The sequence below is a fragment of the Frigidibacter sp. MR17.24 genome (assembly GCF_037095655.1).
Classification (GTDB): domain Bacteria; phylum Pseudomonadota; class Alphaproteobacteria; order Rhodobacterales; family Rhodobacteraceae; genus Frigidibacter.
In genome coordinates this window covers 105001-131319 of record NZ_JBAWKE010000003.1, presented here as the reverse complement: position 1 = coordinate 131319, position 26319 = coordinate 105001, and the positions used below count along the sequence as shown (strand labels likewise).

At 72.5% G+C, this 26319-nt stretch carries 24 protein-coding genes; 5 read left to right on the top strand and 19 right to left on the bottom strand.

From position 1 onward, the window contains the following. Positions 1–8 precede the first annotated feature (8 nt). Genes V8J39_RS12900 through V8J39_RS12890 form a run of 3 tightly spaced genes read right to left on the bottom strand, consistent with a single transcriptional unit; the run spans position 9 to position 2324 of the window. A complete protein-coding gene (locus V8J39_RS12900; RefSeq protein WP_336461329.1) occupies positions 9–719 on the bottom strand; it encodes an SDR family oxidoreductase in 711 nt (236 codons plus the stop codon). A 1-nt stretch (position 720) separates the two neighbouring features. After that, positions 721–1272: a VOC family protein gene (locus V8J39_RS12895; protein WP_336461328.1), complete on the bottom strand. Its 552-nt coding sequence runs from the start codon at positions 1270–1272 to the stop codon at positions 721–723. Next, on the bottom strand, positions 1269–2324 hold the full coding sequence (locus V8J39_RS12890) for an SDR family oxidoreductase (RefSeq protein WP_336461327.1): 1056 nt from the start codon (positions 2322–2324) through the stop codon (positions 1269–1271). The genes V8J39_RS12895 and V8J39_RS12890 overlap by 4 nt, the downstream gene beginning before the upstream one ends. A gap of 92 nt (positions 2325–2416) precedes the next feature. Here V8J39_RS12890 and V8J39_RS12885 point away from each other — a divergent pair, with 92 nt between their 5' ends. Continuing rightward, positions 2417–3304, top strand: coding sequence for a LysR family transcriptional regulator (locus V8J39_RS12885; RefSeq protein WP_336461326.1), 888 nt, complete (start codon positions 2417–2419; stop codon positions 3302–3304). Position 3305: 1 nt separating this feature from the next. Here V8J39_RS12885 and atzF read toward each other — a convergent pair whose 3' ends face one another. The 5 genes from atzF to V8J39_RS12860 all read right to left on the bottom strand — a co-directional run bounded on the left by atzF (position 3306) and on the right by V8J39_RS12860 (position 10399). Then, positions 3306–5123: an allophanate hydrolase gene (gene atzF / locus V8J39_RS12880; RefSeq protein WP_336461325.1), complete on the bottom strand. Its 1818-nt coding sequence runs from the start codon at positions 5121–5123 to the stop codon at positions 3306–3308. Positions 5124–5230: 107 nt separating this feature from the next. After that, positions 5231–6868, bottom strand: a complete 1638-nt coding sequence (locus V8J39_RS12875) for an ABC transporter ATP-binding protein (RefSeq protein ID WP_336461324.1) — start codon at positions 6866–6868, stop codon at positions 5231–5233. Between the two features lie 3 nt (positions 6869–6871). Beyond that, the gene (locus tag V8J39_RS12870; RefSeq protein ID WP_336461323.1) at positions 6872–7759 is read right to left on the bottom strand and encodes an ABC transporter permease; all 888 of its coding nucleotides are present in this window, start codon (positions 7757–7759) and stop codon (positions 6872–6874) included. Further along, on the bottom strand, positions 7756–8796 hold the full coding sequence (locus V8J39_RS12865) for an ABC transporter permease (protein WP_336461322.1): 1041 nt from the start codon (positions 8794–8796) through the stop codon (positions 7756–7758). Before V8J39_RS12865 ends, V8J39_RS12870 begins: the two co-directional genes overlap by 4 nt. Before the next feature lies 1 nt (position 8797). Next, entirely contained in the window at positions 8798–10399 is a 1602-nt protein-coding gene (locus tag V8J39_RS12860) for an ABC transporter substrate-binding protein (protein ID WP_336461321.1), read from the bottom strand. Positions 10400–10532: 133 nt separating this feature from the next. Here V8J39_RS12860 and V8J39_RS12855 point away from each other — a divergent pair, with 133 nt between their 5' ends. Then, positions 10533–11444 carry a LysR family transcriptional regulator gene (locus tag V8J39_RS12855; RefSeq protein WP_336461320.1) on the top strand — a complete coding sequence of 304 codons (912 nt, stop codon included), beginning with the start codon at positions 10533–10535 and terminating at the stop codon, positions 11442–11444. Positions 11445–11448: 4 nt separating this feature from the next. On the opposite strand, the gene efeO (V8J39_RS12850) is transcribed toward V8J39_RS12855, so the two are convergent. The 5 genes from efeO (V8J39_RS12850) to fni all read right to left on the bottom strand — a co-directional run bounded on the left by efeO (V8J39_RS12850) (position 11449) and on the right by fni (position 16791). Further along, the gene (gene efeO, locus V8J39_RS12850; protein WP_336461319.1) at positions 11449–12276 is read right to left on the bottom strand and encodes an iron uptake system protein EfeO; all 828 of its coding nucleotides are present in this window, start codon (positions 12274–12276) and stop codon (positions 11449–11451) included. A 32-nt stretch (positions 12277–12308) separates the two neighbouring features. Continuing rightward, positions 12309–13604 (bottom strand): iron uptake transporter deferrochelatase/peroxidase subunit, encoded by a 1296-nt coding sequence (efeB, locus tag V8J39_RS12845; protein ID WP_336461318.1) that lies wholly within the window; start codon positions 13602–13604, stop codon positions 12309–12311. Positions 13605–13606: 2 nt separating this feature from the next. Then, positions 13607–14806, bottom strand: a complete 1200-nt coding sequence (gene efeO / locus V8J39_RS12840) for an iron uptake system protein EfeO (protein WP_336461317.1) — start codon at positions 14804–14806, stop codon at positions 13607–13609. An 8-nt stretch (positions 14807–14814) separates the two neighbouring features. Continuing rightward, positions 14815–15645: an iron uptake transporter permease EfeU gene (gene efeU / locus V8J39_RS12835; protein ID WP_336461316.1), complete on the bottom strand. Its 831-nt coding sequence runs from the start codon at positions 15643–15645 to the stop codon at positions 14815–14817. A gap of 114 nt (positions 15646–15759) precedes the next feature. Continuing rightward, the gene (gene fni / locus V8J39_RS12830) at positions 15760–16791 is read right to left on the bottom strand and encodes a type 2 isopentenyl-diphosphate Delta-isomerase (RefSeq protein WP_336461315.1); all 1032 of its coding nucleotides are present in this window, start codon (positions 16789–16791) and stop codon (positions 15760–15762) included. 121 nt (positions 16792–16912) lie between these two features. On the opposite strand from fni, the gene V8J39_RS12825 reads away from it, so the two are divergent. Together V8J39_RS12825 and V8J39_RS12820 are read left to right on the top strand one after the other, a co-directional pair. Next, the gene (locus tag V8J39_RS12825; RefSeq protein ID WP_336461314.1) at positions 16913–17953 is read left to right on the top strand and encodes a polyprenyl synthetase family protein; all 1041 of its coding nucleotides are present in this window, start codon (positions 16913–16915) and stop codon (positions 17951–17953) included. Further along, positions 17950–18447 carry a hypothetical protein gene (locus V8J39_RS12820; RefSeq protein WP_336461313.1) on the top strand — a complete coding sequence of 166 codons (498 nt, stop codon included), beginning with the start codon at positions 17950–17952 and terminating at the stop codon, positions 18445–18447. The genes V8J39_RS12825 and V8J39_RS12820 overlap by 4 nt, the downstream gene beginning before the upstream one ends. 12 nt (positions 18448–18459) lie before the next feature. Here V8J39_RS12820 and V8J39_RS12815 read toward each other — a convergent pair whose 3' ends face one another. The 5 genes from V8J39_RS12815 to V8J39_RS12795 are packed head-to-tail and all read right to left on the bottom strand — an operon-like array spanning position 18460 to position 23743. After that, complete coding sequence (locus V8J39_RS12815) at positions 18460–19392, bottom strand: phytoene/squalene synthase family protein (protein WP_336461312.1); 933 nt, start codon at positions 19390–19392, stop codon at positions 18460–18462. After that, positions 19389–20897, bottom strand: a complete 1509-nt coding sequence (locus V8J39_RS12810) for a phytoene desaturase (protein ID WP_336461311.1) — start codon at positions 20895–20897, stop codon at positions 19389–19391. Before V8J39_RS12810 ends, V8J39_RS12815 begins: the two co-directional genes overlap by 4 nt. Further along, positions 20890–22068 (bottom strand): lycopene beta-cyclase CrtY, encoded by a 1179-nt coding sequence (gene crtY / locus V8J39_RS12805; protein ID WP_336461310.1) that lies wholly within the window; start codon positions 22066–22068, stop codon positions 20890–20892. The genes V8J39_RS12810 and crtY overlap by 8 nt, the downstream gene beginning before the upstream one ends. Positions 22069–22115: 47 nt before the next feature. Then, entirely contained in the window at positions 22116–23351 is a 1236-nt protein-coding gene (locus V8J39_RS12800; RefSeq protein ID WP_336461309.1) for a glycosyltransferase, read from the bottom strand. After that, a complete protein-coding gene (locus tag V8J39_RS12795) occupies positions 23348–23743 on the bottom strand; it encodes a DUF2147 domain-containing protein (protein WP_336461308.1) in 396 nt (131 codons plus the stop codon). Before V8J39_RS12795 ends, V8J39_RS12800 begins: the two co-directional genes overlap by 4 nt. 212 nt (positions 23744–23955) lie before the next feature. On the opposite strand from V8J39_RS12795, the gene V8J39_RS12790 reads away from it, so the two are divergent. Beyond that, positions 23956–25434 carry a sensor domain-containing diguanylate cyclase gene (locus V8J39_RS12790; RefSeq protein ID WP_336461307.1) on the top strand — a complete coding sequence of 493 codons (1479 nt, stop codon included), beginning with the start codon at positions 23956–23958 and terminating at the stop codon, positions 25432–25434. Between the two features lie 23 nt (positions 25435–25457). Here V8J39_RS12790 and V8J39_RS12785 read toward each other — a convergent pair whose 3' ends face one another. Beyond that, entirely contained in the window at positions 25458–26258 is an 801-nt protein-coding gene (locus V8J39_RS12785) for a phosphodiesterase (protein WP_336461306.1), read from the bottom strand. Positions 26259–26319: the final 61 nt, after the last annotated feature.

The following is a 26319-nucleotide window of genomic DNA, read 5'->3' as shown; positions in this document are numbered from 1 at the left end:
CCTCTCGGTCAGACCAGCGCCCCGCCGCCCTCGACGAAGACGGTGGAGCCGGTCATGTAGGGATTGGTCATGAAGGCCAGCGCCTGGATGGCGATGTGCGCGGGCTGGCCGACCCGGCCCACGGGCAGCTTCGCCGCGGCGCCGTCGAACATCGCGCGCCGGCCGTCGCCGTCGAGCGTCTGGTACATCTCGGTCTCCACCAGTCCGGGCGAGACGCAATTCACCCGCACCGGCGCGAATTCCAGCGCGAGACCGCGGGTCAGCCCCTCGATCCCGGCGTTGATCGCGCCCTGGATCGCGGCACCGGCCTTGGGCCGCACCGACAGGAAGCCCGAGGTCAGCGTCAGCGACCCGCCGTCGCGGATCCTGGCCGCGCGCGCCAGCCGGTAGGCGCCCCAGAACTTGCTGTCGACCGAATTGTAGGCGTCTTCCAGCGGCAGATCGCGCACCGCGGCCACCTTGGTGCGCGCGGCCGAGCAGAACACGTGGTCATAGGCGTCGCGGCCGGCGAAATGCTCGGCCAGCATCGCGCAGTTGCCGGTGTCGAGCGTCACGCCCTCGGCGCGGCCGCCCAGCCGCGCCACCGCCGCCGCAACCTTGTCGCCCGAGCGCGAAGCGATGGTCACCCGCGCCCCGGCCGCAAGCGCGGCCTCGGCCACCCCGAAGCCGATGCCGGACGAGCCGCCGACGACAAGGATCCTGTGATCGGTCAGGCTCATCTCAGGCCTCCCCGGTCTGTGCCGCGGGCGCGGGCAGCCAGCGGGTCGCGGTGGGGGCGCCGTCATAGTCCATCGGCGCGGGAAGCTGCTCGATCTCGATCAGAAGGCCCCATGGCGTCAGCCCGAAGCGGCCGCGGTTGCCGGGCCCCTCCTCCTGGTCGCTCAGCGCATAGGGTCCTTCCAGCAGCGTGCCGCCGGCGGCCGCGAAGCTGGCCGAGGCCGCGTCGATGTCGTCGACCGTCACGCTGAAATGGCTGATCCCGAGATCGGCGATCCCGGCCTTGCCCTCGCCCCTCGGGCGGTCGATCTGGAACACCTCGAGGTTCGGGCCATTGGCGAAGCGCAGCATCGAGACCGCGACGATCGCGGTGCCGCGCGCAAGGCCGTTCTTCGGGCCAAGCTGGTCGGCCGGCAGCGGATCGCGCGAGGTGTCGGTCAACGAATACAGCACCTCGGTCCCGAAGACAGTGCCGAAGAACCTCAGCGCCTGCGCATGGTCCGGCACGGTGATGCCGATGTGCTCGATGCCGCGGACAGTGCCGGTGCGGGTCATGGGATGACCTTCCTTTCCTTGAACTCGTCGAAGAGGCGCAGGAACATCGCCTCGCTGTCGACCACCGGCGCGAAGCCCGCCTGGCGGATGCGCGTGGTCGAGGAGACGACGTCCCAGTCGCAGTTGAAGATGAAATCGCCAAAGCCCCAGGCGGCGATCTTGTCGAAGGGCACGTCGACCAGCCCGTGCCTTTCGCGGATCCGCTCCCAGACCGGGGCCTTGTCGGCCATCATCTCGGCCAGCGGGATCGGCATCGGCTCGGCCGGGTCCATGTCGAAGTGCCGGGCGATCGCCTTCCACAGCCGGTTCCAGCGGAAGACGTCGCCGTTCGTCAGGTTGTAGGCGGTATCGCCCGCGGCCTCGGTCGCGGCCCAGGCCGATCCGGCGGCAAGCTGCGCGGCGTCCGTCACCTGCGCCAGCCGGCCGTAGCAGCCGGCGCTGCCCGGAAATCGCAGCGGCAGGCCGAGTTCGCGGCAGATCGCGGCATAGACCGCGATGACCATCGCGAGGTTCATCGGGTTGCCGACCGCGAAGCCGCAGACCACGTCGGGGCGCATCACGACCCGGTCCCAGCGCTTGCCCTTCGAAAAGCCGGTCAGCCAGTCCTCCTGGTCGTAGTAGAACATCGGCGGCATCACCCGCGGGTCGTCCTCCTGCGCCGGGGTCGGGAAGGCGCCAAGATGCGCGCCGTAGTATTTCGCGCCTTCGTAGAGCAGCACGCGTTCCAGCCCGGGCGAGGCGTCATGCGCCGCCGTCACGCAGTTGCGCAGCATCGCGAGATTGACCGCGACCTGCCGCGCGGCGTCGCCGCCGCACTCCTGGTAGGCCGCGTAGAACACGTGGGTGAAGGGGCCTGCCTCGGCCAGCGCCGCACGCGTCGCCGCCGCGTCTTCGAGATCGACCGAGACATAGCGCGCGGTCGTGTCGAAATCGGGCGCGCGGCGCGAGATCGCGGTCACCCTCCAGCCGAGATCCCCGGCCAGGTGGGTCACCAGGTTGCGGCCGATCACCCCGAGCCCGCCGGCGACCAATGCATGTGGTGTCGTCATCATCGCGTCCCTCGTCGTTCGAGGCGACCAGATAGCTTTCGATCCGAAAAGAAAATGCTATGTCGGATCACAGGTCTTTGCGATGGATTGAAAAGATGGACGCGGTGCGCAGCATGCGGCTGTTCGTGGCGGTGGCCGAGGCCGGCAACCTGTCGGCGGTGGCGCGGGGGTGGGGGGTCTCGCCCTCGACGGTGTCGCTCGGGCTGCGGCAGCTCGAGGATCAGCTGGGCGCGCAGCTGGTGCTGCGCACGACGCGGCAGCTGTCGCTGACCCCCGAGGGCGACAGCTTCCTTGCCCGCGCCCGCCGGCTTCTGGCCGAGATCGACGAAACGATGGCGGGCTTTGCCGAGCGTGGGCCGCTGTCGGGCAGCATCCGCATCACGGCGACGAACGATTTCGGCCGCAACCGCCTGGCGCCGCTGCTCGACGGGTTCGCGGCGGCGCATCCCGCGGTCCGCCTGCAGCTGATGCTGTCCGACAGCGTGGTCGATCTTGTCGACGAGGGCTATGACATCGGCATCCGCACCGGGCCGCTGCCCGACAGCGACCTGCGGGCGCGGCTCTTGCTGCGCGGGCACAAGTGCGTCTGCGCCGCGCCGGCCTACTGGGCGGCGCGGGGCCGGCCGCAGCACCCGCGCGAGCTGACGCGGCACGACTGCATCGTGCTGGGCGGGCCGCGCGACACCCAGGCCTTCTGGTCGTTCCGCGGCCCCGAGGGCGGCTTCCGGGTCCGGGTGCAGGGCAACCGGCAGGTCAACGATGGCCAAACGTTGCGCGACTGGGCCGTGGCCGGGGCGGGGGTGATCCTGAAGTCGAGCTTCGACGTGGCCGAGGACGTGGCGGCGGGCCGGCTCGAATGCGTGCTGGCGCCGTTCCTGTCACAGGCGACGAACCTTTACGCGGTGACGCCGGCGCGGCTGCACGACGCGCGCCGAGTCGGGGCGTTGCTCGATCACCTCGGGCAGGCGCTGGCGGCGCCCTGAGTCACGCCGGCGACAGCGCCTGCGCGGCAAGATAGCCGCGCCAGCCGCCCGAGGCGGTGATGTCCGTCGCCCCCGCAAGGCCCGCGCCCTCGCACAGGAAGCCCGTGGCGCTGCCGCCATCGGCCAGGCGGATTGTGCCAAGCCCCAACGGCGCCGGGATCCCGGCAAGAAAGCCGCCGACCTCGGCCAGCGGCAGCGCCCACAGCTCGAGAGGGACCGGCGCGCCGCTGCCCTTGGCCCCGCGCACGAGGCCGGGGCGCGCGATCCCGCCGCCGGCCAGCGCATAAAGCCGGTAGTCGGCGCTGGTCTCGGCGGTGCCAAGGAACCTGCCGCCGCGCCCGGTCAGCTGGGGGTTCAGCGGCAGGCCCGACATGTGGGCGCCGCAGACCGCGATCGTCATCTCGCCGGTCGCGGGCGCCGTGGCCAGCGCCGGCCCCGGGCGGGGCGGGACCAGCGCCCCCATCGGCCCGGCCTCGATCCGCTCGGCCAGCCAGGCCAGCCGGCCGTCGAGACCCGCCGCGGCCAGCAGCGTCACGCTGCCCGGTCGGCCGTCGCCGCGCGGGCCGGTCGGCACGGCCAGCCCGCAGAGGTCCAGCAGGTTGACGAAATTGGTCCAGGTTCCAAGCGCGGAGTTGTGCGCGATCGGGTCGGCGGCATCCTCGGCCCGGGTGACGAAGCGCGGAATGCTCGGCACCATCAGAAGCGCGGCGCCCTCCAGCGCCTGCTGGCAGGCGCGGCGCAGGTCCGCGCGGGCATAGTCGGCGCGGAAGGCGTCGACGGCGGTCGGCACGAGGCCTCTGGCGATGATCGCGCGGGTCACGGGGTGCAGCGTGTCGGGCGCCGCCGTCAGCCGCTCGCCCAGGGCGGCCGCGCGCTCGGCCAGCCAGGCGCCGTCGTAGAGCAGCCGGGCGAGGGCGAAGAACGGCGCCATGTCGATCTCGCGCAGCGCGAAGCCCTGCGCGCGCAGCCGCCCGGCGGTCGCGGCGAAGGCCGCCCGGCCGTCGGCATCGGCCCCGGCGGCAAGGGCGGCCGCGTCCGGCACGGCGATCGTGGCGCCGGGCGGCAGCGCCTCGGGGCGGAAGGGCGCGAAGGCGCGGGAATAGCCGTCGGCCGGATCGAAGGCGGCGGCGGCGGCGAAGACCTCCCAGGCGTCGGCCACGGTCAGCGCGAAGACCGAGACCGTGTCGAGCGTCCGGCAGGCGGGCACCATCCCCGTGGCGGACAGCGCCCCGAGCGAGGGCTTGAGCCCGACGATCCCGTTCAGCGCCGCCGGCACCCGGCCCGACCCCGCGGTGTCGGTGCCCAGCGCGAAGGCCGCGATCCCGGCGGCGACCGCGACGCCCGACCCGCCGGAAGAGCCGCCGGGCACGATCGCGGGGTCGAGCGCGTTGCGCGGCACCGGCCAGGGCGTGCGCGTGCCGACGAGTCCGGTGGCGAACTGGTCGAGGTTGGCCTTGCCGAGGCAGATCGCCCCGGCCGCGCGCAGCGCCGCGACGACGGTGGCGTCGGCCTGCGGCAGATAGGCGAAGTCGGCGCAGGCGGCGGTGGTGGGCAGGCCCGCGACATCGATGTTGTCCTTCACGACGAAGGGCACACCCCAGAGCGGGCGGTCGTCGGGCCGCCCGGGGCCGCTCCCTAGCGCGCATGCCTCGGCCAGGGCCGCCGCCCGCGCGTCGTGGATCAGGATCCCGGGATCGCCAAGCGCGTCGAGCCGGGCGAAGGCCTCGGCGATCACCGCCTCGGGGCGGATGCCGGCGGCATAGGCGGCGCGCAGCGCGGGCAGGGTGAAGGGCAGCGACTGCAAAGCGGGATGTGTCATGGGGTCTGGTCCTTGGGCATGCGGGGAAGAACCGGCGCGGGGGCAGGCGCGCCGGGCGGGGGATCGCCGCTGACCGGGCCGGGTCGCGGCGACGGCGGGGCCCGTGTTCAGGCTGCGGGGCGGGCGGGGGCCCGCGGCGCGGCCGACAGCAGCGCGCGCGTGTAGGGATGCGCCGGGGCGGACATGACCCGCTCGGCCGGGCCTTCCTCGACGATCTCGCCGCCCTGCATCACAATCACCCGGTCGCACAGCAGCCGCACCACGTTCAGGTCGTGGCTGACGAACAGATAGCTCATCCCCAGCCGCGCCCGCAGGTCGGCAAGCAGGTTCAGCACCACCGCCTGGATCGAGACGTCGAGCGCCGCGGTCGGCTCGTCTAGGATCAGCAGGTCAGGCTCCGGCGCGATCGCGCGGGCGATGCCGACGCGCGCCTTCTGCCCGCCCGACAGCTGGTGCGGATAGCGGTCGAGCAGGTGTTCGGGCAGGCCCGTCAGCCGCGCCAGCTCGGCCACCCGCGCAGCCATCGCCGCCCCCGACAGCCCCGACAGCCCCGACAGCCGGCGCAGCGGCTCGGCGATGGCGTCGCGGGCCGCGGCGCGGGGGTTCAGGCTGTCGGTCGCGTCCTGGAACACCATCTGGATGCGCGACCGCAGCGGGTGGCGGGCGAACCCCGCCGCGGGGATCGCGCCAAGGTCTTCGCCGCGGAACAGGATCTGCCCCGAAGTCCGGTCGAGCAGCCGCACCAGCATCGACGAGGTCGTCGACTTGCCGCAGCCGGATTCGCCGACAAGGCCCAGGCTCTCGCCCTCGTGCAGGGTGAAGGACACGCCCTTGACCGCGTGCACCGGCCCCGACTTGCCCTGGTAGGTCTTCACCAGGTCGCGGATCTCGACCAGCGGCCGGTCCGGGACCGCGCGGGGCGGCAGCGGCGTGCGCGCCTCCTCGGGCAGCAGCGACCGCAGCGAGGCACCGACCCGCGGCGTCGCGTCGACCAGCTTGCGCGTGTAGGCATGGGCGGGCGCGGTGAACAGCCGCGCCGGCGCGCCCTCCTCGACGATCTCGCCATCCTTCATCACCACGATCCGGTCGCAGTACTGGGACGCCAGCCCGAGGTCGTGGGTGATCAGGATCGAGGACATGGCGCGGTCGCGCACCAGCTCGTCCACCAGGTCCATCACCGCCTTCTGCGTGGTGATGTCGAGCCCCGTCGTCGGCTCGTCGCAGATCAGCAGGCGCGGGTCGCAGGCCAGCGCGATCGCGATCACCACCCGCTGGCACATCCCGCCCGACAGCTCGAACGGATAGGCGTCGTAGCGCGCGGCGGCATCGCGGATCTTCACCGCCTCGAGCGCGGCGATCGCCGCCCCCCGGGCCTTGGCGCGGGTGGTGCGGGCATGGCGGATCAGCACGTCCTCGAGCTGGTGGCCGACCTTGCGGATCGGGTTCAGCGCCGCGCGCGGGTTCTGGAAGATCATCCCGATCTCGCGGCCGCGGATGTCCTTCATCTCGCGTTCCGAGGCGCGGCGCAGGTCGAGGCCGGAATAGACCGCCTCGCCGGCCTTGATCCGCCCGCCCGCGTCGAGGATGCGCATCAGCGCGTAGGAGGTGACAGACTTGCCCGACCCGCTCTCGCCGACGATGCCCAGACGCTCGCCACGCGCCAGCTCGAACGAGATGCCGCGCACGGCGTTGACCTCGCCCCTGCGGGTGCGGAAGGCGACCTGAAGGTCCTTGACAGAGAGCATGGCTCAGGTCCTCCGGCGCGGGTCGACGATGTCGCGCAGACCGTCGCCCATCAGGTTGAAGGTGAAGACCGCAAGCATCAGCGCAAGCCCGGGGAAGACCGCCATCCACCACTCGCCCGAGATGATGTAGTTCGCGCCCTCGGCCACCATGATCCCCCATTCCGGGGTCGGCGGGCGCACTCCGAGGCCGATGAACGACAGCCCGGCCGCGTTCAGGATCGACCAGCCGAGGTTGAGCGAGACCTGCACCATCATCGGCGGCAGCGCGTTGGGGAAGATGTGGACGGCCAGCACCCGCGCGTCGGAATTGCCGGCAAGCTTGGCGGCGAGGGTGAAGCCCGCCTCGCGGCGGATGTTGACCTCGGCCCGCACCACGCGGGCGTAGAACGGGATGTTGATGATCGCGGTCGCCCAGATGATGTTGGCGACCGAGTTCCCCAGCGCCGCGACGATGCCCATCGCCAGCACGAACAGCGGGAAGGCCATGATCGTGTCCAGCACCCGGCTGGTGACCGCGTCGGTCCAGCCGCCGCGATAGCCCGCGACGGCGCCCAGCACCGAGCCGACGACGAAGGACACCGCCACCGCCAGGACCGAGATCATCAGGTCGAGCCGCGTCGCCACGACCACCCGGCTGAAGACGTCGCGCCCGAGGTTGTCGGTCCCGAACCAATGCGCGCCCGAGGGCGCCTGCAGCGCGTTCGCGGCATCGGTGGCGAGCGGGTCGTAGGGCACCAGCGCCGGCCCCGCGACCGCCGCCAGCACCAGGCCCGCGAACATCGCGAAGGACAGCCCCGTCACCGGGTTCTCGCGCAGGACATGGCCGACATGGCCGGCGAAGCCCTGCCGGCGCGGCGGCACGGCAGCGGGAGAGAGGGGGACGTCGGTCATTGTGCCTCCGTTCCGAAGCGGGGGTCGATCACCGAATAGGCGAGGTCGATCACCAGGTTGAGACAGACGAAGAGAAGCGCCATCGCCAGCACGAAGCCCTGCACCGCGGCATAGTCCGACACGACCAGCGCCTCGACCGCGTAAGAGCCGATGCCCGGCCAGGCGAAGACCTTCTCGACCAGCACGTTGGCGCCGAGGACGAAGGAGAAGACCATCCCCAGCGTCGTCACCACCGGCAGCAGCGCGTTGCGGAAGGCATAGCCGTAAAGCACCCTGGCCCGGCCCAGGCCCGCGGCGCGGGCGGTGCGGATGTAATCGGCCGACAGCGCCGACAGCATCGCCGCGCGCGTCATCCGCGCGATCGGCGCCAGCGTGAACAGCGCCAGCGTCGAGGCCGGCAGGATCAGCTGGCGCAGCGCCGCGCCCCAGGTCTCCCAGTCGCCGATCAGCGCGGCATCGACCAGGAAGAAGCCGGTGACCTTCGGCGGCTCGATGTACAGGAAATCCAGCCGGCCCAGCGGCGAGGGCGCGATCCCGAGGATGTAGTAGAAGACGTAGATCAGCAGCACCCCGGTGAAGAAGGTCGGCAGCGAGACGCCCGCCGTCACCAGGATCCGGCAGACCTGGTCGACCGCGCTGCCCGGGCGCGTCGCCGCCATCACCCCGAGCGGGATCGCGATCAGGCACGACAGGATCAGCGCGCAGAACGTCAGCTCGAGCGAGGCCGGCAGCCGGTTCGCCAGGTCCCGCGTCACCGGCTGCCCGGTCGAGACCGACTGCCCGAGGTCGCCCCGCGCAAGCTGGCCGAGATAGACGAGGAACTGCTCGGGCAGCGACTTGTCGAGCCCGAGCTTCACCCGGGTCTCCTCGATCGACTCCTTGGTGGCCATCTGGCCCGCGAACTGCACCGCCGGATCCCCCGGCAGCGCGCGCGTCAGCAGGAAGCTGATGACGATGACCCCGAAGACCACCGGCACCGCCTGCAGGATGCGGCTTCCGACCGCCCCGATCCGCCGCGACGTCCCGCCGGCGGCCATCTCAGGCCTCGCCGCCGGTCAGGCTGCGCGCGTCCAGCATCCGGTGGAACCAGAATTCATAGCCCCCCGCGCCGTTCACCGCCACGTTCAGCGCCGGCTGGTACAGCGGGATCCGCGGCAGCTCGTCCAGTACGATCTCGAACATCCGCTTGATCTTGGGCGCATAGTCGGGGTCGTCCATCGCCATGTCGAGCGTCTCGTTGGTGAGCGTCTCGATCTCCTCGTTGCGATAGTTCGACGAATTGAACAGATGGCCGTCCTGGTAGGCCCAGAAGAAATAGTAGTCGGGCGTGTTCAGCCAGCCGCCGAAATTCTCGAAATGGAACGGCAGCCGCTTGTCGACCAGGCTCGCCGTGCGCCAGTTGGCGCCGGGGATCTTGTCGATCGTGCAGCGGATGCCGATCTGGGCCATCGCCTCCTGCACCAGGATCGCCGCGGGCTCCATCCACAGAAGGTCCGTCGCGATCGACAGCGTCGTCTCGAAGCCCTCGGGATAGTTCGACTGCGCCATCAGCTCCCTGGCCTTGGCCAGGTCGGTGGAATAGGGCGTCTTGCGCGGCCAGGCGGTATCGGTGATCTCGGCCTCGCCCCCCCAGAGCGGCAGGCCGCGGCCATAGGCGGCGGTCTGGAAGATCGCCTCGTAGGGCACGGCCCAGGCCACGGCCTTGCGCACGTTCGCGTCCTGGAACGGCTCGAAGCTGAAGTTCATGCACAGGCAGTTGATGCAGTTCTCGACCGGGGTCGAATAGACGGTCAGCTTCTCGGCCAGTTCCGAGGCGTCCTTGTCGGGCAGGTCGAAGGCGATCTGGACGTCGCCGCGTTCAAGCAGCGCGCGCTGGGTCGCGGTCGCGGGGACCTCGCGCAGCACCACCCGCCGCATCGCCGGCAGCGGCCCGCCGACCCAGCCGTCGAACCGCTCGTAGACCACCTGCTGGCCCTGGTCCCAGCGCGTGACCTTGAACGCGCCCGAGCCGATGGTGTTCTGGTGCAGGTATTCCATCGCCCAGGGGTCGGCCTCGGTCGCGTGGCTCTTGGCCAGGGTCGAGTTGATGATGAACGGCACCGGCACCGCGAGGTCGGGCAGCGACAGCTTCGAGGCGCGGTCGAGCGTGACGACGAAGGTCATGTCGTCGGGGGCGCTGAACTGGTCGGGCCGGCTGAAGCCGCCGGCCTTCATCTGGGTGGTGGCGAAGCCGCCGACGCTGACGGCGCGGTCGAAGGACCACTTGACGTCGGCCGAGGTGACCGGGCTGCCGTCCTGGAAGGTGGCGTTCGGGCGCAGCCTGAAGGTCACCGTCAGCCCGTCCGGAGAGACCTCCCAGCTTTCGGCCAGCTCGGGTTCGAGCTTGGTGAAATCGTACGAGAGGCTGCCGTCCGCCAGCGTCTTCGACCCGAATGTCAGCAGCCGGTCATAGCAGTTGACCGCGATCGCATAGCTCGCGCGGTTCGTGCCGGTGCGGTGCAGGTCGAGCGAGTTGATCGTCTGGGCGCTGACGGCGACCAGCGCGTCGCGCGGGGCGGCGCTGGCGGGCAGGACGCGGGCGAAGGGCAGGGCGGCCGACATCATGCCGGTCTTGAGAATGTCGCGGCGAGAAAGACGCATGGGGAAGACCCTTTCTGCTGGCGGGAAACGGGGTGAATGGCCCGGTCAGCATGGGACGCGCAGCCGTTCGACAAAATTGCTATGAATTCACCGACCCGTTGCCCAAAATGCACCGCCGGCAGCGGAGGTCGCGATGAGACATCTCTACACCTTCACCCTGATCGCGGCGGTGGCCGAGGCGGGCTCGATGCGCCGCGCGGCCGAGGACGCCAACATCACCGCCTCGGCGCTGAACCGCCGGATCAGGCGGTTCGAGGCGGAATTCGGCTGCGAGATCTTCGAGAGGCTGCCGGGCGGGGTGCGGCTGAACCCGGCGGGCGAGATGATCCTGCACCACTTCCGCACGATCCGGTCCGACCTGCAGCGGGTCCAGGGCCAGGTGGCCGACCTGTCGGGCGAGCGGCGCGGCCATGTCCGCGTCGCCTGCAGCCAGGCGCTGCTGCCCTATTTCCTGCCCCAGCAGATCGCGCGCTACCGCGCCGACCACCCGGGCGTCAGCTTCGCCGTGAACGTGCGCGACCGCGCCCAGGCCGAGGCCGAGCTGCAAAGCTTCTCGAGCGACCTCGTGCTGGTGTTCGAGCCGGTGTCGCTGGTGGATTTCGAGATCCTGCACGCCGCGCCGCAACGGGTGATGGCGGTGATGCGGGCCGACCACCCGCTGGCCGCGCAGCCCGAGATCCGGCTGCGCGACGTTCTGGCGCAGACCTACGTGCTGCCGACGGCGCGCTACGGCGTGCGCCACATCCTCGACCGCGCGGCGCGGCGGCTGCAGCACAGCCTCGCCCCCGCCGTCGAGACCGAGAGCTTCGAGCTGATCCGCCACTACGTGGTGCACGAACGCGCGATCGGCTTCCAGATCCCGATCGGCCTGCGCGTGCCCGCGGTGCCCGATGCCCCCGACGCGCTGGTCGCCCGGCCGCTGGCCGAGCGCGACGTGCCGCGCGGCGCGGTGTTCCTGGGCCAGATGCGGGGCCGGACGCTGCCGGTGGCCTCGGCCCGCTTCGCGCTGCAGATCGCGGCGGCGCTGGCCGGGCTGCCGGACTAGCGCGTCAGTCGACGCCGAGCTTGCCGCGCAGCGTCGAGAGATCCTCGGCCAGCGTGTTCACCGCCGCCTGCACCACGACGCGGTCGTGGTTGGACAGCTTGTCGTAGCTGACGAAGCCCTCGCCCTCGCGGTATTTCGCGAGGATCGTGTCGATCGTGCCGAAATTCTCGTCGACCTTGGCCAGGAAGGCGGGCTCGTCGGCCTCGATCAGCGGCCGGGTCAGGGCGACGATCTTCTGCGCGCCGTCGACATTGCCGCGGAAGTCCCACAGGTCGGTGTGGCTATAGCGGTCCTCCTCGCCCGAGACCTTGGTCGCCGCGACCTCCTCCATCAGCGTGGCCGCGCCGCCGACGACGGTCTCGGGCGGGAAGGTCAGCCCGGCGATGCGCTGGTCCAGATCGGTCACGTCCGCCAGCAGCTTGTCGGCGATCGGCGCCAGACCGTCGGTCGACCCCTCGTGCCACAGCCCGTATTCGATCCGGTGGAAGCCGGTGAAGCCGGGGTCCGTCGGCCCCGCCTCGAAATCGTCCTCGCGCGCGTCGATGGCGCCGTCGAGATCGGCGAACAGCTCGGCCACCGGTTCGACCATCTCGTAATGCACCCGCGTCGGGGCATACAGCGCGCGCGCCGTCTCGAGGTCGCCGGCCTTGACCGCGCGGGTGAAGGCGCCGGTGTCGGCGACCAGCTGGTCAAGCTCGTCCGCGACCCAGATCTTGTAGTCGGTGATCGGCCCGACAAGGTCGAGCGAGGCGTCGCGCGCCTGCGCCGCCGGGGCATGGGCCAGGGCCGCCAGCGCCAGCGCGGCGGTCAGGGGAAGGGTGGAACGGGTCATCTCTGTCCTCGGGGTCTGGTCCGACGGCGCGGTCACGCCTTGTCGGGGGTGGGCTGGCGAAGCTGACGGACAAGCTGGCTGCCAAGGAAGTCGTCGGCATCGCGGATGCCGGGAAGCGCGAAGAAATAGCCGCCGCCGACGGGCTGGAAATATTCCTCCATCGGCTCGCCGTTCAGGCGGTTCTGCACGGCGACGAAGCCCGCCTGCAGGTCGGCCTGCCAGCAGATGAACAGCAGTCCCTGGTCAAGCTGGCCGTTGCGGGTCACGCCGTTGGCGTAGTTGAAGGGGCGGCGCAGGATCAGGTTTCGCGCCGTGTCGGCGGTGCGCGGGTTGGCGCGGCGGATGTGGCTGCCCAGCGGCGTCACCCGGCCCTCGGGATCGGCGGCATAGTCCGGAACGTCGGCCTCGGTGCCGCCGGGACGGTCGAGCGGCGCGCCGGTGATCTTCGTGCGGCCGAAGTCGCGCTCCTGCTCGCGCAGCGGCGTGCGGTCCCAGCGCTCGACATACATCCGGATCAGCCGCACGACCTGATAGCTGCCGCCCCGCGCCCAGGCCGGTTCGGGGGCGCCCGCCCAGACCACGCGGTCCATCAGCGCGCCTTCGGCACTGTCGGGATTGGCCGAGCCGTCGCGGAACCCCATCAGGTTGCGGGCCGAGGCGGTGGTGCCGTCGGCCGCCGGCGCGACCACGGGCACCGAGCCCGCCTGCATCCAGCGCAGGATCATCTGGTCCGGCATCTGCTTGATGATGTCGCGCAGCGCGTGCAGCACCGTGTCCTGCCCGTTGGCACAGATCTGCACCGCGATGTCGCCGTGGCACTGCCGCGCGTCGAGCGCGTCGTTGGGGAAAGCGTCCATCGCCCGCAGCTGCCGCGGCGCCAGCGGCGCCAGCCAGTCGCGGTCGGCAAACAGCGACGCGCCGAGCGAGACGGTGATCGTCAGCGCGTCGGGGCTGATCTCGGGCCCGAGGATCCCGCTGTCGGCGGGCGGCAGCCTTGGGTCCAGCGTCTCGGTCGCGCCGCCGCGGGTCAGGAAGGCGATGCGCTCGGTCAGCCGGCGCAGCAGCCGCTCGAGCGCCTCGGGGCTTTCGGCCAGGACGTCGAAGCTGGCGACAAGGCCGTTCGCGGGGCGCGGGGTGACGATGCCGGCCTGGTGGGGGCCGAAGGGCGGAACCCTCTGCGCCTCGGCCGCGCGGTCGGCGGCCGGGGCATCGGCGACCCGGGCGGACGCCGCCGCGGCGGCGAAGGGGCAGCCGACCGCCAGCGCGCCGGCACCGGCCAGAAGGCCGCGGCGGCTGGGGCGGAAGCCTGCGGGGGTGTCGTCGGCCATGTTCAGTCGATCCCGATGGCGGGGTTGGCGGTCTCGAGCGCCGCGGCGAGCGTCGCGAATTCCGCGGCGATGCGCGCGCGCCGGGGCGCGGGCAGGGCGGGGTAGTCGACGCCCTCGGGCAGCGCGGCAAGTGCAGCGCGCGCCGCGGCGGCGGCGTCGCGGATCCGGGTGGCGGCCTGCGGATCGGCGGCCGCCAGCAGCGGATCGATCAGCGTTTCGGCGGTGTCGATCCCGTCGAGCCCGGCCATCAGCTCGGCCCGGTCGCTGCCCGCGCCCGGATCGCCCCCGGTCGCGGCCTGTCCTTCGGCCAGCCGGCGCGCCAGCTGGGCCGCATTGTCCGCGAGATCGCCGGGCGCGAGGTCGACAGCCGACAGCCGCGTCTTCAGTTCGGCCACGTCGCGCCCCAGCCTGTCGGCCACCGGCGCCAGCGCGGCAAGATCCACGGCTCCGGTCTCGCTTCCAGTCTCGGGCCAAAGCCCGCGGGCAAGGCGGTGGAAGCCCGCGAAGGCCGGGTCCTCGGCGCCTTGCGCCAGATAGCGCGGCTCGACATCGATCCGCGCGGCCAGGTCCGACATCCGCCCCGCCACCGGCTCGAGCCGCTTGTAGGGCAGACGCGCCGCGCGCCAGGCCTCCCGCGCCGCCCCGAGGTCGCCCGCCGCGATCGCCGCGCGCAGCGCCTCGGTCGCCGTCACCAGCCGGCCCGCGTCGCGCGCCAGCCGGAACCGGTATTCCGACAGCGGCCCGATGAAGGCGCGCAGCGGCGGATGGGCCGCCGCCGCCGCCGAGGCCGCGGTCTCGGTCACCTCGAGCGTGCCATGCGGGTTCGACAGCAGCCCGCAGGTGATCTCGAACCGGCCGGGCCGCAGCGCCTGGTCGATGGTCGCGTTCATGCCCGGCAGGATGTTCTCGCGCTCGGCCACCACCATGACGCCGTCGAGGATCTCCCACTCCAGCGGCCGGGACGAGGCGTTGTGCACCGTGATCCGCGCCCGCCCGGCGGGCAGGGTCAGCGCGGACGGGGTGCAGCTGTCCTCGGTCACGCTGACCAGGGTCGCGCCGGGATCCGCCGGGCCGGCGGTGCGGGTGCCGGCGTACCAGAAGGCACCCATCCCGGCGACGGTCAGCGCGACGGAACCGGCCAGAAGCAGCGGCAGGAAGGCGGGCGGGGTGGCGGGTTGGGTGGCGGTCGGCATGGCGGGCATGGGGCGGCTCACGGTACGGCCACCGCGCGGCGCGGCGCGCCGGCCGGGCGCAGGAACGCCCAGAGCCCAAGCCCGCAGACCAGCACCCAGACCAGCGCCTGGCCGCGCGTCAGCGCCTCGTCATAGCCCAGCACGCCCCCCAGCACGGTGCCAAGCGCCGAGGCGTCGGGCAGCGCCCGGCTCAGGTCCCACAGCGGCGTCTGCAGGTGGTTCCAGATCCCCGCCTCGTGCAGGTTGCCCAGCACCGTCGCCGACAGGCCCGCCGCGACCAGGATGATGAAGGCCCCGGTCCAGCGGAAGAACCGCCGCAGGTCCATCCGCAGCCCCCCGAGGTAAAGCCCCGCGCCCAGCACCGCCGCGACCGCGATCCCCGCAAGCGCGCCGGCCGGCCCCTCGATCCCCGGGCTCTGCTGGAAGATCGCCAGCAGGAAGAACACCGATTCCAGCCCCTCGCGGGCGACGGCGAAGAAGGCCATGCCGACCAGCGCCCAGGTCGCGCCGCCGGCCGAGGAGAAGGCATCGTCGATGCCGTCGTGCATTGCGCCCTTCAGGCTGCGCGCGGCCCGCTTCATCCACAGCACCATGAACAGCAGCATCGCCACCGCCACCGTGCCCACCGCGGCCTCGAAGCCCTCCTGCAGCTTCTGCGGGAAGCCCGCGCTCAGCAGTTCAAGCCCGGCCCCGGCGAACAGCGACGCCGCGATGGCCAGAAAGACCCCCGCCCAGACCGCCGTCAGCCAGCCGCCGCGCCCGGTCTGGCGCAGGTATCCCGCGATGATGCCGACGATCAGCGCCGCCTCGATCCCCTCGCGCAGCATGATCAGAAAGGGTGCCAGCATGGCGGCCTCCTTGGAAGCTTCGTGCCCCGGACAGGCCGCGGCACCGTCTGGGTCACCCGGTTACGCCCGTCGGTCGCGGACGGCAAGTCAAAATCCGAGAAAGCCTGTCAGGTATTATTCCGCCGGCGGCACGCCGGTGCAGCGCGCGCGGCGCAGCGCCGCGAGATCGGCCGAGCCGGTGCAGAAGCACACGATGCGCAGCTGCGCCGCGATCACGTCGATCCGGGCCGCGAGCGCGTCGGGCCCCGCCAGCGCATCGCCGAGGATCGCGCCCGCGAAGGACCCGAGATCGGCGCCAAGGCGCAACGCCTGCGCCAGCTGCAGACCGTTCGCCAGCCCGCCCGAGGCGATGACCGTGGCCCCGGGCGCGGCGCCGCGGGCGGCGACGATCGCCTCGGCCGTCGGGATGCCCCAGTCGGCGAAGACGCGCGCGATCTCGGCCTCGGCGGGGTCGCGGGCGCGCGCGGCCTCGACCTTCGACCACGAGGTGCCGCCGCGGCCGGCGACGTCGAAGATCGCGACGCCCTCCTCGGCCAGCCGTGCCACCACCGCGCCCGACAGCCCCGCGCCGACCTCCTTGACGATCACCGGCACCGGCAGCGCGCGCGCGATCGCGCCGATCCGGGCCAGAAGCCCGCGCCAGTCGCGGTCGCCCTCAGGCTGAAGCGCCTCTTGCAGCGGGTTGAGGTGCAGGATCAGCGCATCGGCCCCGATGCTGTCGACCGCGCGCCGCGCCTGGTCGATGCCAAAGCCGCAGTTCAGCTGCACCGCGCCGAAATTCGCCAGGATCGGCACCGTCGGCGCATGGCGGCGCAGCTCCGGCCCCAGCCCCGCGTCCCCCTCGCCCTCGAGCGCGACGCGCTGCGAGCCGACGGCGAGCGCGATCCCCTTCGCCTCGCAGACCTCGGCCAGCGTCGCGTTGATCGCCGCCGCCCGCGCCGGGCCGCCGGTCATCGAGCCGATCATCATCGGCAGCGCCAGCGCCCGCCCCAGGAAGTCGCAGCGCAGATCGATCTCGGCCATCGCCAGTTCGGGCAGCGCGACATGTTCGAACACCACCCGCCCAAGGCCGGTCGGATCGCGTCCGTCGGGGCCGGCGCCACCGGACAGGACGATGTCGAGATGCTCGTTTTTTCGATTGGCCATCATGATTTGCAGCCTAGTTCCTGTCTGGTGTGATCGGCTGCGCCCGCCGCATCGTAGTCAGATCAAAACCTAGACGCCCGGTGCGCCGGGGCAATGGCAGAAAGGCGACACGCGCATGCAGATGAGCCCACTTCGACAGCCTGCCCGCCCGGATCCCCACGGCCCGGCCCCCCGGAGGCCCGAGGCCGCGCCGCCCGCGCCCTGGACGACCTCGGTCGCGGCCGAGATCGACCGGCGGATGGCCGGTCACCTCGCGGCGCTGCCCGGACTGCCCGAGCGGCTGCGCGGCGCGGCCCTCGACGCGACCGCCGCGGGCAAGCGGATGCGGCCGGTCCTTCTGTGCCTCGTGGCCGGGCCCGACCGGGCCGAGGCGGCGTTCGAGGCCGGCGTCGCGCTCGAGATGGTGCACTCGGCCTCGCTCGTGCTCGACGACCTGCCGTCGATGGACGATGCCGCGCTGCGCCGCGGCCGGCCGACGACGCATCGCCGGTTCGGCGAGGCCACCGCGATCCTGTCGGCGGTCGGGCTGATCACCCATGCCACCCGCATCCTCGCCGAACTGCCGGGCGTGCCCGAGGCGCGGCGGGTCGAGCTGGTGGCGATCCTGTCGCGGGCGATGGGGTGGGAGGGGCTCTGCGCGGGCCAGGAGCTGGACGTGAACGGCTTCGGCGCCGGCGACACGCCGCCGCTGACCGGCGACCGGCGCGTGGCCGAGGCGGCGCGGGTCGCCCGGATCAATTCGCTCAAGACCTCGGTGCTGCTGTCGGCGGCGCTCGAGATGGGCGCGGTGATCGCCGGCCGCGCGCCCGACTGCCGGGCACCGCTCGCGCGCCTGGGCGAAGACCTGGGGCAGGCCTTCCAGATCGCCGACGACCTTGGCGACCTCTTCCTCGACGCGCAGGTGGCGGGCAAGGACTGCGGCCAGGACGCGGGCAAGGCCACCTATGCGGCGATCTTCGGGCCCGAGGCGGCGGTGGCGCGCTGCCGGATGCTGCTCGCCGCGGTCGACGGCGGGCTCGATCTCGCGCGCATCGACCGGGCGGTGTTCGCACCGATGATCGACCGGCTGTTCGCGCCGGTGCTGCAGCGGGCCTCGGCGCCGACCGCCGCGCCCCCGGCGCATCCCGCGGCGCTTGGACCCCTCGGGGGCCTCGGGGCATGAGCTGGATCGCGGGCCTCGCCGTCGCGGTCGCCACCGTCGCGCTGATGGAGGCCGTCGCCTGGTGGACCCACAAGTACATCATGCACGGATGGGGCTGGGGTTGGCACAAGTCGCACCACGAGCCCCACACCGGCAAGTTCGAGCTGAACGACCTTTATGCCGTGGTCTTCGCCGCCATCGCCATCGCCCTGTTCTGGGTCGGACAGGACCACCCGCTGGCGACCTGGCTCGGGATCGGGGTCACCGGCTACGGCCTGCTGTACTTCGTGGCGCATGACGGGCTCGTCCACAAGCGCTGGCCCTTCACCTACATCCCCCGGCGCGGCTATCTCAAGCGGCTGTACCAGGCGCACCGGCTGCACCACGCGGTCGAGGGCCGCGATGGCTGCGTGAGCTTCGGCTTCATCTACGCCCCGCCGGTCCGGTCGCTGGCGGCCGAGCTGGACCGCGCGCGCGCCGCCGGGCGCAAGGTGCGCGCCCCCGGCCGGGACTAGTCCCCGCGCGGCTCAAGCCGGGCGCTGGTAGAGATTGCCGCGCGGCCGCCCGCCGGCCCCCGCGGCCCGCGCGCGCAGCACGTCCCCGACCGCAAGCGCGATCAGCGCGGCCTTCTCGCCGCCGCTGGTCGAGATCCGGCGGTCCCAGCCCGCGGGCCCGGCCGCGCGCAGCTTCTGCCCGATGGCGCGGTAGATCCGCCGCGCGGCGGCGATCGCCAGCGCGGGTCGCGCCGGCAGCACGGCGATGCCCGCCAGCGCGCTGTCGTAATAGTCGTCGGCCAGGTCCAGCAGCCGCAGCGCCACCCTGTGCAGCGCGGCGCGCTGGTCCGGATCGTCGGGCGCGGGCACGGCGATCCCCTCGGCGGCCAGCAGGTCGCGCGGCAGGTAGACACGGCCCGCGCGCGCGTCGTCGACCACGTCGCGGGCGATGTTCGTCAGCTGGAACGCCAGCCCCAGGTCCGAGGCCCGGTCAAGCGTCGCGGGATCGCCCGCCCCCATGATGCGCGCCATCATCACCCCGACGACGCCCGCGACGTGATAGCAGTAGTCCAGAAGGTCGGGCAGGGTCGCGGGCGCGGTTCCGGCCGCATCCATGGCGAACCCGTCCAGCAGCGCCTCGGGGTGGCGCGCGGGAATGTCGTGCCGGCGCGCGACCCGCCGCAGCGCCTCGAACGGGGCGGCGACGGGGGCGTCGCCGGCCAGCGCCGCGCGCGTCTCGTCGCGCAGGGCCGCGAGGCGCGCGGCCTGTCCCTCGCGATAGCGCGGGTCCTGGCCGTGGCCCAGCACCTGCCCGTCGATCACGTCGTCGCAATGCCGGCACCAGGCATACAGCATGACGCAGTCCGCGCGCATCGCCGGGGCGAAGATCCGCGCCGCCTGCGCGAAGCTTTGCGAGCCCTTCGCGATGCTCTCGCCGCTTTCGGCGACGATGCGGTCGGCGCTCATGCCGGCACCGCGGCCGCCGCCGCGATCATCAGCCCCGCCGTCGCCTCGGCCGAGCCGACGACGCCGGGAATGCCCGCGCCCGGATGGGTGCCGGCACCGACGATGTACATGTTCGACAGCCGGTCGTCGCGGTTGTGCGGGCGGAACCAGGCGCTTTGCCTCAGGATCGGCTCGATCGAGAAGGCCGAGCCGAGATGGGCGTTCAGCTCGTCGCGGAAGTCGTGCGGGGTGAAGTGGCGCACCGTCACCAGGTCGCGGCGCAGCCCCGGCATGTAGCGCGCCTCGAGATAGTCGAGGATCCGGTCGCGATAGGCGGGGCCCGCCGTGTCCCAGTCGATGTCGGCCGTGCCCAGATGCGGCACCGGCGAGAGGACGTAATAGGCGCTGTGTCCCGGCGGCGCGAGGCTGGGGTCGGTGACCGAGGGCGCGTGCAGGTACAGCGAGAAGTCGTCGGCAAGGCCGTCGGCAGTGAAGATCTCGTGGATCAGCTCGCGATAGCGCGGGCCGAACAGCACCATGTGGTGGCGCAGGTCGCGCCGCTCGCCCTTCAGGCCGAAGTAGATCACGAACAACGACATCGAATGGCGCTTGGCCGCCAGCCGGTCACCGCGCGGCGCGTCGCCCAGAAGCTTGCGGTAGGTGTGCACGACGTCGGCGTTGCTGGCCACCATGTCGAACGGGTGGCGCGCCCCCATCGCCCGGATCGCGGTCACGCGCCGGCCCTCGGTCTCGATCCCCTCGACCGGCGCCGAGAGGTGCAGCGTGCCGCCCAGTTCGCGCAACAGCGCGACCATGCCGCGGATCAGCGCGCCGGTGCCGCCGCGCGCGAACCAGACGCCGCCCTGCCGTTCGAGCGCGTGGATCAGCGCGTAGATCGACGAGGTGGCGAAGGGATTGCCGCCGACCAGCAGGCTGTGGAAGCTGAAGGCCTGCCGCAGGTGGTCGTCGCGGATGTAGTCGGCGACCTTGGCATGGACCGAGCGCCAGCTTTGCAGGCGCATCAGTTGCGGCGCCGCGCGCATCATCGAGGCGAAGGACAGGAACGGCACCGTGCCAAGCTTTTCATAGCCTTCGCGGTAGACGCTGCGCGAATAGGCGAGGAAGCGGCGATAACCCTCGACATCGGCGGGCGAAATCGCGCGGATCTGGCGGTCGATCTCGTCCTGGTCGTCGGCATAGTCGAAGACGGTGCCGTCCTCCCAGCACAGCCGGTAGAACGGGGTGACCGGCATCAGATCGACATGCTCCTCGATCCGCCGGCCCGACAGCGCCCAGAGCTTGCGCAGGCAGTCGGGATCGGTGATCACCGTGGGCCCGGCGTCGAAGGTGAAGCCCGCATCCTCGTAGACATAGGCCCGCCCGCCCGGCTTGTCGCGCTTTTCGAAGACCGTCGTGGCGATGCCCGCGCTTTGCAGCCGGATCGCGAGCGCGAGACCGCCGAGGCCCGCGCCGATCACGGCGGCGGTGCGGGGGGATGCGGCGGGGTCCTGGGTCGTGTCACGCATCGGGGGCCGGGGCCTTTCGCTCGGGTGTCCGTGGCGGGCGCGGCTCGGGCAGGCAGGTCAGCGCCCGGATCACGGGCACCGGCGGCTTGCCGACGAGGATCCGCGCCCGGTCCTGCCAGGTGGTACGTCCGGCGTAGAACCTTTGGATCAGCGGCTCGGGCAGGCGGTAGAACCGCTCCAGCACCCGCCAGCGCTCGCCCGGCCGCGCGGCGCGGAACAGCATCCGCGACAGCAGCCGATAGAACGCCTGCTCGCGCGCCGCCGCCAGCGCCTCGTCGCGCAGCGCGCGCGCGAGCGCCGGCGCCCCGTCCTGCCAGTGCGCCGCGACCGTCTCGGCGCTGCGGACGGCTTCGGGCAGCGAATAGCCCGTCACCGGGTGGAATCGCGCCGCGCGCATGCCGATCAGCGGCAGGTCGTCCGGCTGGCGCGCCCAGAAGGCCGCGGCGTCGAAGCCCATCGCGATCGGCAGCACGCCCGTCTCCTCGCGCGCGATCCGGGCCTGCCAGCCGCGGGCCGCGATCTCGGCCAGAAGCCCGGCCTGCAGGTCCGCAGGCGCCAGATCGGCGCCGTCGGCATAGCGCGTGTCCTCGATCAGCAGCCGGGTCTCGGTGAAGGGCAGCAGGTAGAGAAAGCGATAGCCATCCTGCTGCGGCACGGTCGCGTCCATGATCACCGGCCGGGTGATGCCATGCGGCGTCTCGGTCTCGATCTCGAGCCCGAGGAACTTCTGGAAGCCCAGCACCAGCGCCGGGTCCGGCGCGAAGCCGCGCGCGTCGATCGCGATCTGCGCGGCGATCCGGCGACCGTTGGTGAGGGTGACGCCGGTCGGGTCGATCGCGGCCACCTCTGCCCGAAGCCGGTTGCCGGCCCCGGTCAGCGCGGTGCCGAGGCTTTCGGGCGTGACGGAGGCATAGCCGGTCGCCAGCACGCGGTGCAGGCCGGGAAAGCGCACCTCTTGCGAGGGCCAGCGCCGGGCGACGGCGGGGGCAAGCCAGTCGCGGGCGGGGTCGGGAATGTCGCTGTCGTGGAAGGACCAGGTGTGTGCGGCCAGCGGGCGGACGGCGGGATCGATCATCAGCACCCGCGCCACGCCCTTCAGCCGCAGCGCCACCAGCGACGCGGCCAACCCGCCCCCGGCGATGATGATGTCCGCCCTGGTGAAGTCGATCATTCCCCGCACATAGCGGTGACGGGACCGAAGGCCATGGCTGCGCGGGATTATTTCCGCGCGCCGCGCGCGTCTTCGGTCGCCTCCGCGATGGCGGCGTCGATGGCGGCCAGCGCGCCGGGCAGCCCCGGCCAGCCGGTCGCGGCGTCGCGAAAGGCGCGGGCCCGCGCGCGAAAGCCCGGGTCGGCCAGCAGCCGGGCGGTCGCGGCCCGCAGCGCCGCCGCCCCGCGGCGGTGGCGGGGCAGGGCGATGCCGGTGCCGCTGCGCGCGATCCGCATCGCGACGCCGGGCTGGTCGAAGGCCAGCGGCAGCGCCAGCATCGGCACGCCGTGGCGCAGGCATTCGAGCGCGGTGTTCAGCCCGGCATGGGTGACGCAGAGATCGGCGCGCGCCAGCACCGCCTCTTGCGGAACGAAGCGGCGCACCCAGTCGGCCGCCTCGCCAAGCGCGGCCCCGCCCTCGGGCGCGCCGCCGGTCGAGACCAGCACCTGCGCCCCGGCCGCCCGGGCCGCGCGCGCGGCGCGCAGCAGAAGCCGGCGCCGGCCGCCGAACAGCGTGCCGAGCGAGACGTAGACGAGCGGGCGCGCCGGGTCCGGGCGGATGTCGTCGGGCAGCGGCGGCAACGGTCCGGGCGGGCGCAGCGGCCCCAGAAGGTGCAGCCGCCCGCCCGAGACCGGGCGGGGCGGCTCGAAGCCGGGGATGGTCTGGGCCAGCGTCGGCCGCGGCGGCAGGCAGGCTTCGAGCGTGTCCCAGGCGCCGTCGGAATGGCGTCGGATCACCCGGCGGTGCGGCCACAGCAGCAGCCGCGCGACCATCGCGCCGCCCCGCGCGCGCCGCACCCCGTCGGGGCCGGGATCGTGCGGCCAGTCGAGGAAGGGCAGCGGCAGGCCCGGTTCGGGCTCGAGCGGCAGCGCCGCGGCGACCGCGACCAGCGGCAGCCCGAGCCGGCGCGCGATCAGCGCGCCCGCGGGCTCCATCTGGTCGGCGATCACCAGGTCGAGATCGCGGGCAAGGGCGGTGCCGGCGCGGTACAGGCGGTCGGTGCGCTCGGCCCCGGACAGGATCTGGCCCAGAAACGGCAGCCGCCGCCCGAAGGCCCGCCCCCCGGGCACCGCGCGCCGCGGCGTGGGGCCGGGCAGCGCGACCCCGGGCTCGAGCAGGAATTCGGGGTGGTGGCCGCGGTCGCGCAGGCCCTGGGCCAGCGCCTCGAAGACCGCGAGGTGACTGGGCAGCGCCGGGCACACCAGACCGATGCGCCATCCGCGGACCAGGCCCGGGGTGGTCACTCGACCCGCTGCCAGGTGCCGGCGGTCCGGCAGAACACCATGATGCAGCCGCCGACCTCGAGCCGGTCGGGGCCGGTCAGCCGCAGCCGCGCGCGATAGCTGCGCCCGCTTTCGGGATCGGTGATCGTGCCCTCGGGATAGCTGCCGCCGCCGTCGCCGCGCAGGTCGCGCAGGATCTCGGCGCCAAGGTCGGGGCCGCGGGTCTCGCGCCCGGCGGCGTCGAAGGTGCGGGTGACGGTGCCGCAAAGCCGGTCGGCGCAGGGGGTGATCGTCACCTCGCCGAAGCCGCCGTCGCGGCCGGCCTGGGTGCGCCAGACCCCCGCCAGCGGATCGGCGAGGCCGGGCAGCGGCGCGATCAGCGCGACGAGAAGAAGGGGCCAGGCGCGGTGCATGGCCGACAGCTTAGGCCGGGCCGGTCGCGCGGCAAGGCCGCCGCCGGCGGCTTTGGCGGCGCCCGGCGGGCGGGGCGCGCCTGCCCGCGACCCTTGGGCAACAACCGGCCCGGAAATGCCGGGCGGCCGTTTTGTAACTTTCCGCGGCGTCCCGGGGCGGTTAACTGGCCCCGAGCGCGGCCCGGCCCGGCCGCCTGCCCGGGAACCTGCCCATGACCAGCCCTTCCGTGTCCCGTTCCAAGGGACAGACGCCCATTGCCGGAGATGCCGGCGCGATCTTCGATCTTGCGCCGGTCTCGATGTGGCTTGAGGATTTCAGCGCGGTGAAGGCGCAGTTCGACGCCTGGCGGGCCGAGGGCGTGACCAACCTGCGCGCCCATCTCATGGCCGACCCGCGACGGGTGGCGCAGTGTTCGTCGCGGATCCGGGTGCTGCGGGTCAACGACCGCACGCTCGAGCTGTTCGAGGCCGAGAGCGAGGCGCATCTGGTGGCCAATCTCGACCGGGTGTTCCGCGACGACATGCTGCTGACCCACATCGGCGAGCTGTGCCAGCTGTGGGACGGCGCGGGCGGGTTCAGCAGTGCGGCGGTGAACTACACGCTGGGCGGCCGGCGGCTGGACATCCAGCTGCGGGCGACGGTGCTGCCGGGGCACGAGACCGACCTGTCGCGCGTGCTGCTGACCGCCGAGGACGTGACCGCGCGCGAGGAGGCGCTGCGGGGCGAGCTTCTCAACCGCCAGTATGCCGAGGGGCTGTTCGAACATTCGCCGGTCTCGCTGTGGGTCGAGGATTTCAGCCGGATCCGCGAGATGCTGGAGGATCTGCGCTTCCAGGGCATCACCGACCTGCGGGTCTTCACCGACGTGCATCCCGAATTCGTGCTGGAATGCATGTCCGAGATCCGGGTGATCGAGGTGAACCGCGCGACGCTCGACATGTTCTGCGCGCCCGATGCGCCGACGCTGCTCGAGAACCTTCAGCACGTGTTCCGCGACGGGATGCAGGCGCATTTCCGCGAACAGCTGATCGAGCTGTGGAACGGCCGGCTGGTGCACAGCCGCGAGGTGCTGAACTACGCGCTCGACGGGACCGACCGCAACGCGATCATGCAGTTCTCGGTGATCCCGGGACGCGAGGCGGACTGGTCGCGGGTGCTGGTGTCGCTGACCGACATCACCGCGCGCAAGAAGGCCGAGGCCTATCTGGTCTACCTGGGCAAGCACGACGTGCTGACCGGGCTTTATAACCGGGGCCATTACATCGACATGCTGAACCGGCTGACGCGGCAGCGGATCAGCCCGGTTTCGGCCGTGGTGCTGGACATCAACGGGCTGAAGGCGGTGAACGACGACTGGGGCCACGACGCGGGCGACGCGCTGCTGCGCCGGATCGGCGAGGTGCTGAAGGAGGCCGCGGGCGAGCGCTGGCACGCGGCGCGGGTCGGCGGCGACGAGTTCGTGCTGCTGATGCCGCGCGCCGACGCGGCCGAGACCGCGACGACGCTGGCCGCGATCGCGCAGCTGGTCGAGGTCAACAACCAGTTCTACTCGGGCATGCCGATGTCGCTGTCGATGGCGGCCTCGACGCAGGGGCAGGGCGAGGCGCTCGAGGCGATGATGCGCCGCGCGGACCAGGCGATGTATGCGCAGAAGCGCGACCACTACGCCCGCGCGGCGGTTGGCGGCTGACGCGGCCCAGGGGGCTGCGCAGGTCAGGGGCCCGCGCAGTATTGCGACGGCGCGGTCGCGGCCTGGCCGGCTTCGGCCATGTAGGCGCGGAAGCCCAGCGCGTCGATGTGGATCACGCGGTAGCAGGGATTGCCCCCGGTCCAGTCCGGGGTCGCGGCGTCGACATCGGTGACGAAGCGGTGCGCGCAGGCTTGGCCCGAGCTGTAGGCGAGGCCGTCGGGCGTCATGCCCGTCATCGGAACGTGGATGTGGCCGAACACCACCTGACGCACGCCGGGCGCATGGGCGGCAAGGGCCGCGCGCATCCGCCCGTTGTCGTGCAGGCCGATGTCGCGGAAATGGCGGATGCCGTCGGGCAGCGGCGGGTGATGGACGAAGACCGTGACCGGCTGGTCGCCGGCGCCGGCCAGCGCATCGGCCAGGAAGGCCATGCGGTCGGCTCCGAAGATCCCGCCGACGACGCCCTTCTCGTGCGTGTCGAGGAAGATCAGCCGGCCCTGCGCGGTGTCGATCGCGCTTTGGACATACCCCGCGGCGTCGCAGGGATGGTCGGGGAATGCCGCGCGGAAGTTCGGGCGATGGTCGTGGTTGCCCAGCAGCAGCCGCACCGGCGCCGTGACGGGGCGCAGGATCTCGCGCAGCAGCGCATAGGCCTCGGGCTCGCCGTCGTTGCACAGATCGCCGGTGATCACGACAAGGTCGGCATCGGCGTGCCGGGCGGTGATGTCGGCGATCGCGCCGCGCAGCTGACGCTCGGGGTCGATGCCGTGGGCGGTGCGGCCCGAGGGCACGAGATGGGTGTCGGTGATCTGGATGATCTTCATGTCTGTCCTCGCAAGACGATGCGGGGGACCGGCGGCCCCCCGCATCCCGTGACCCGGAGGG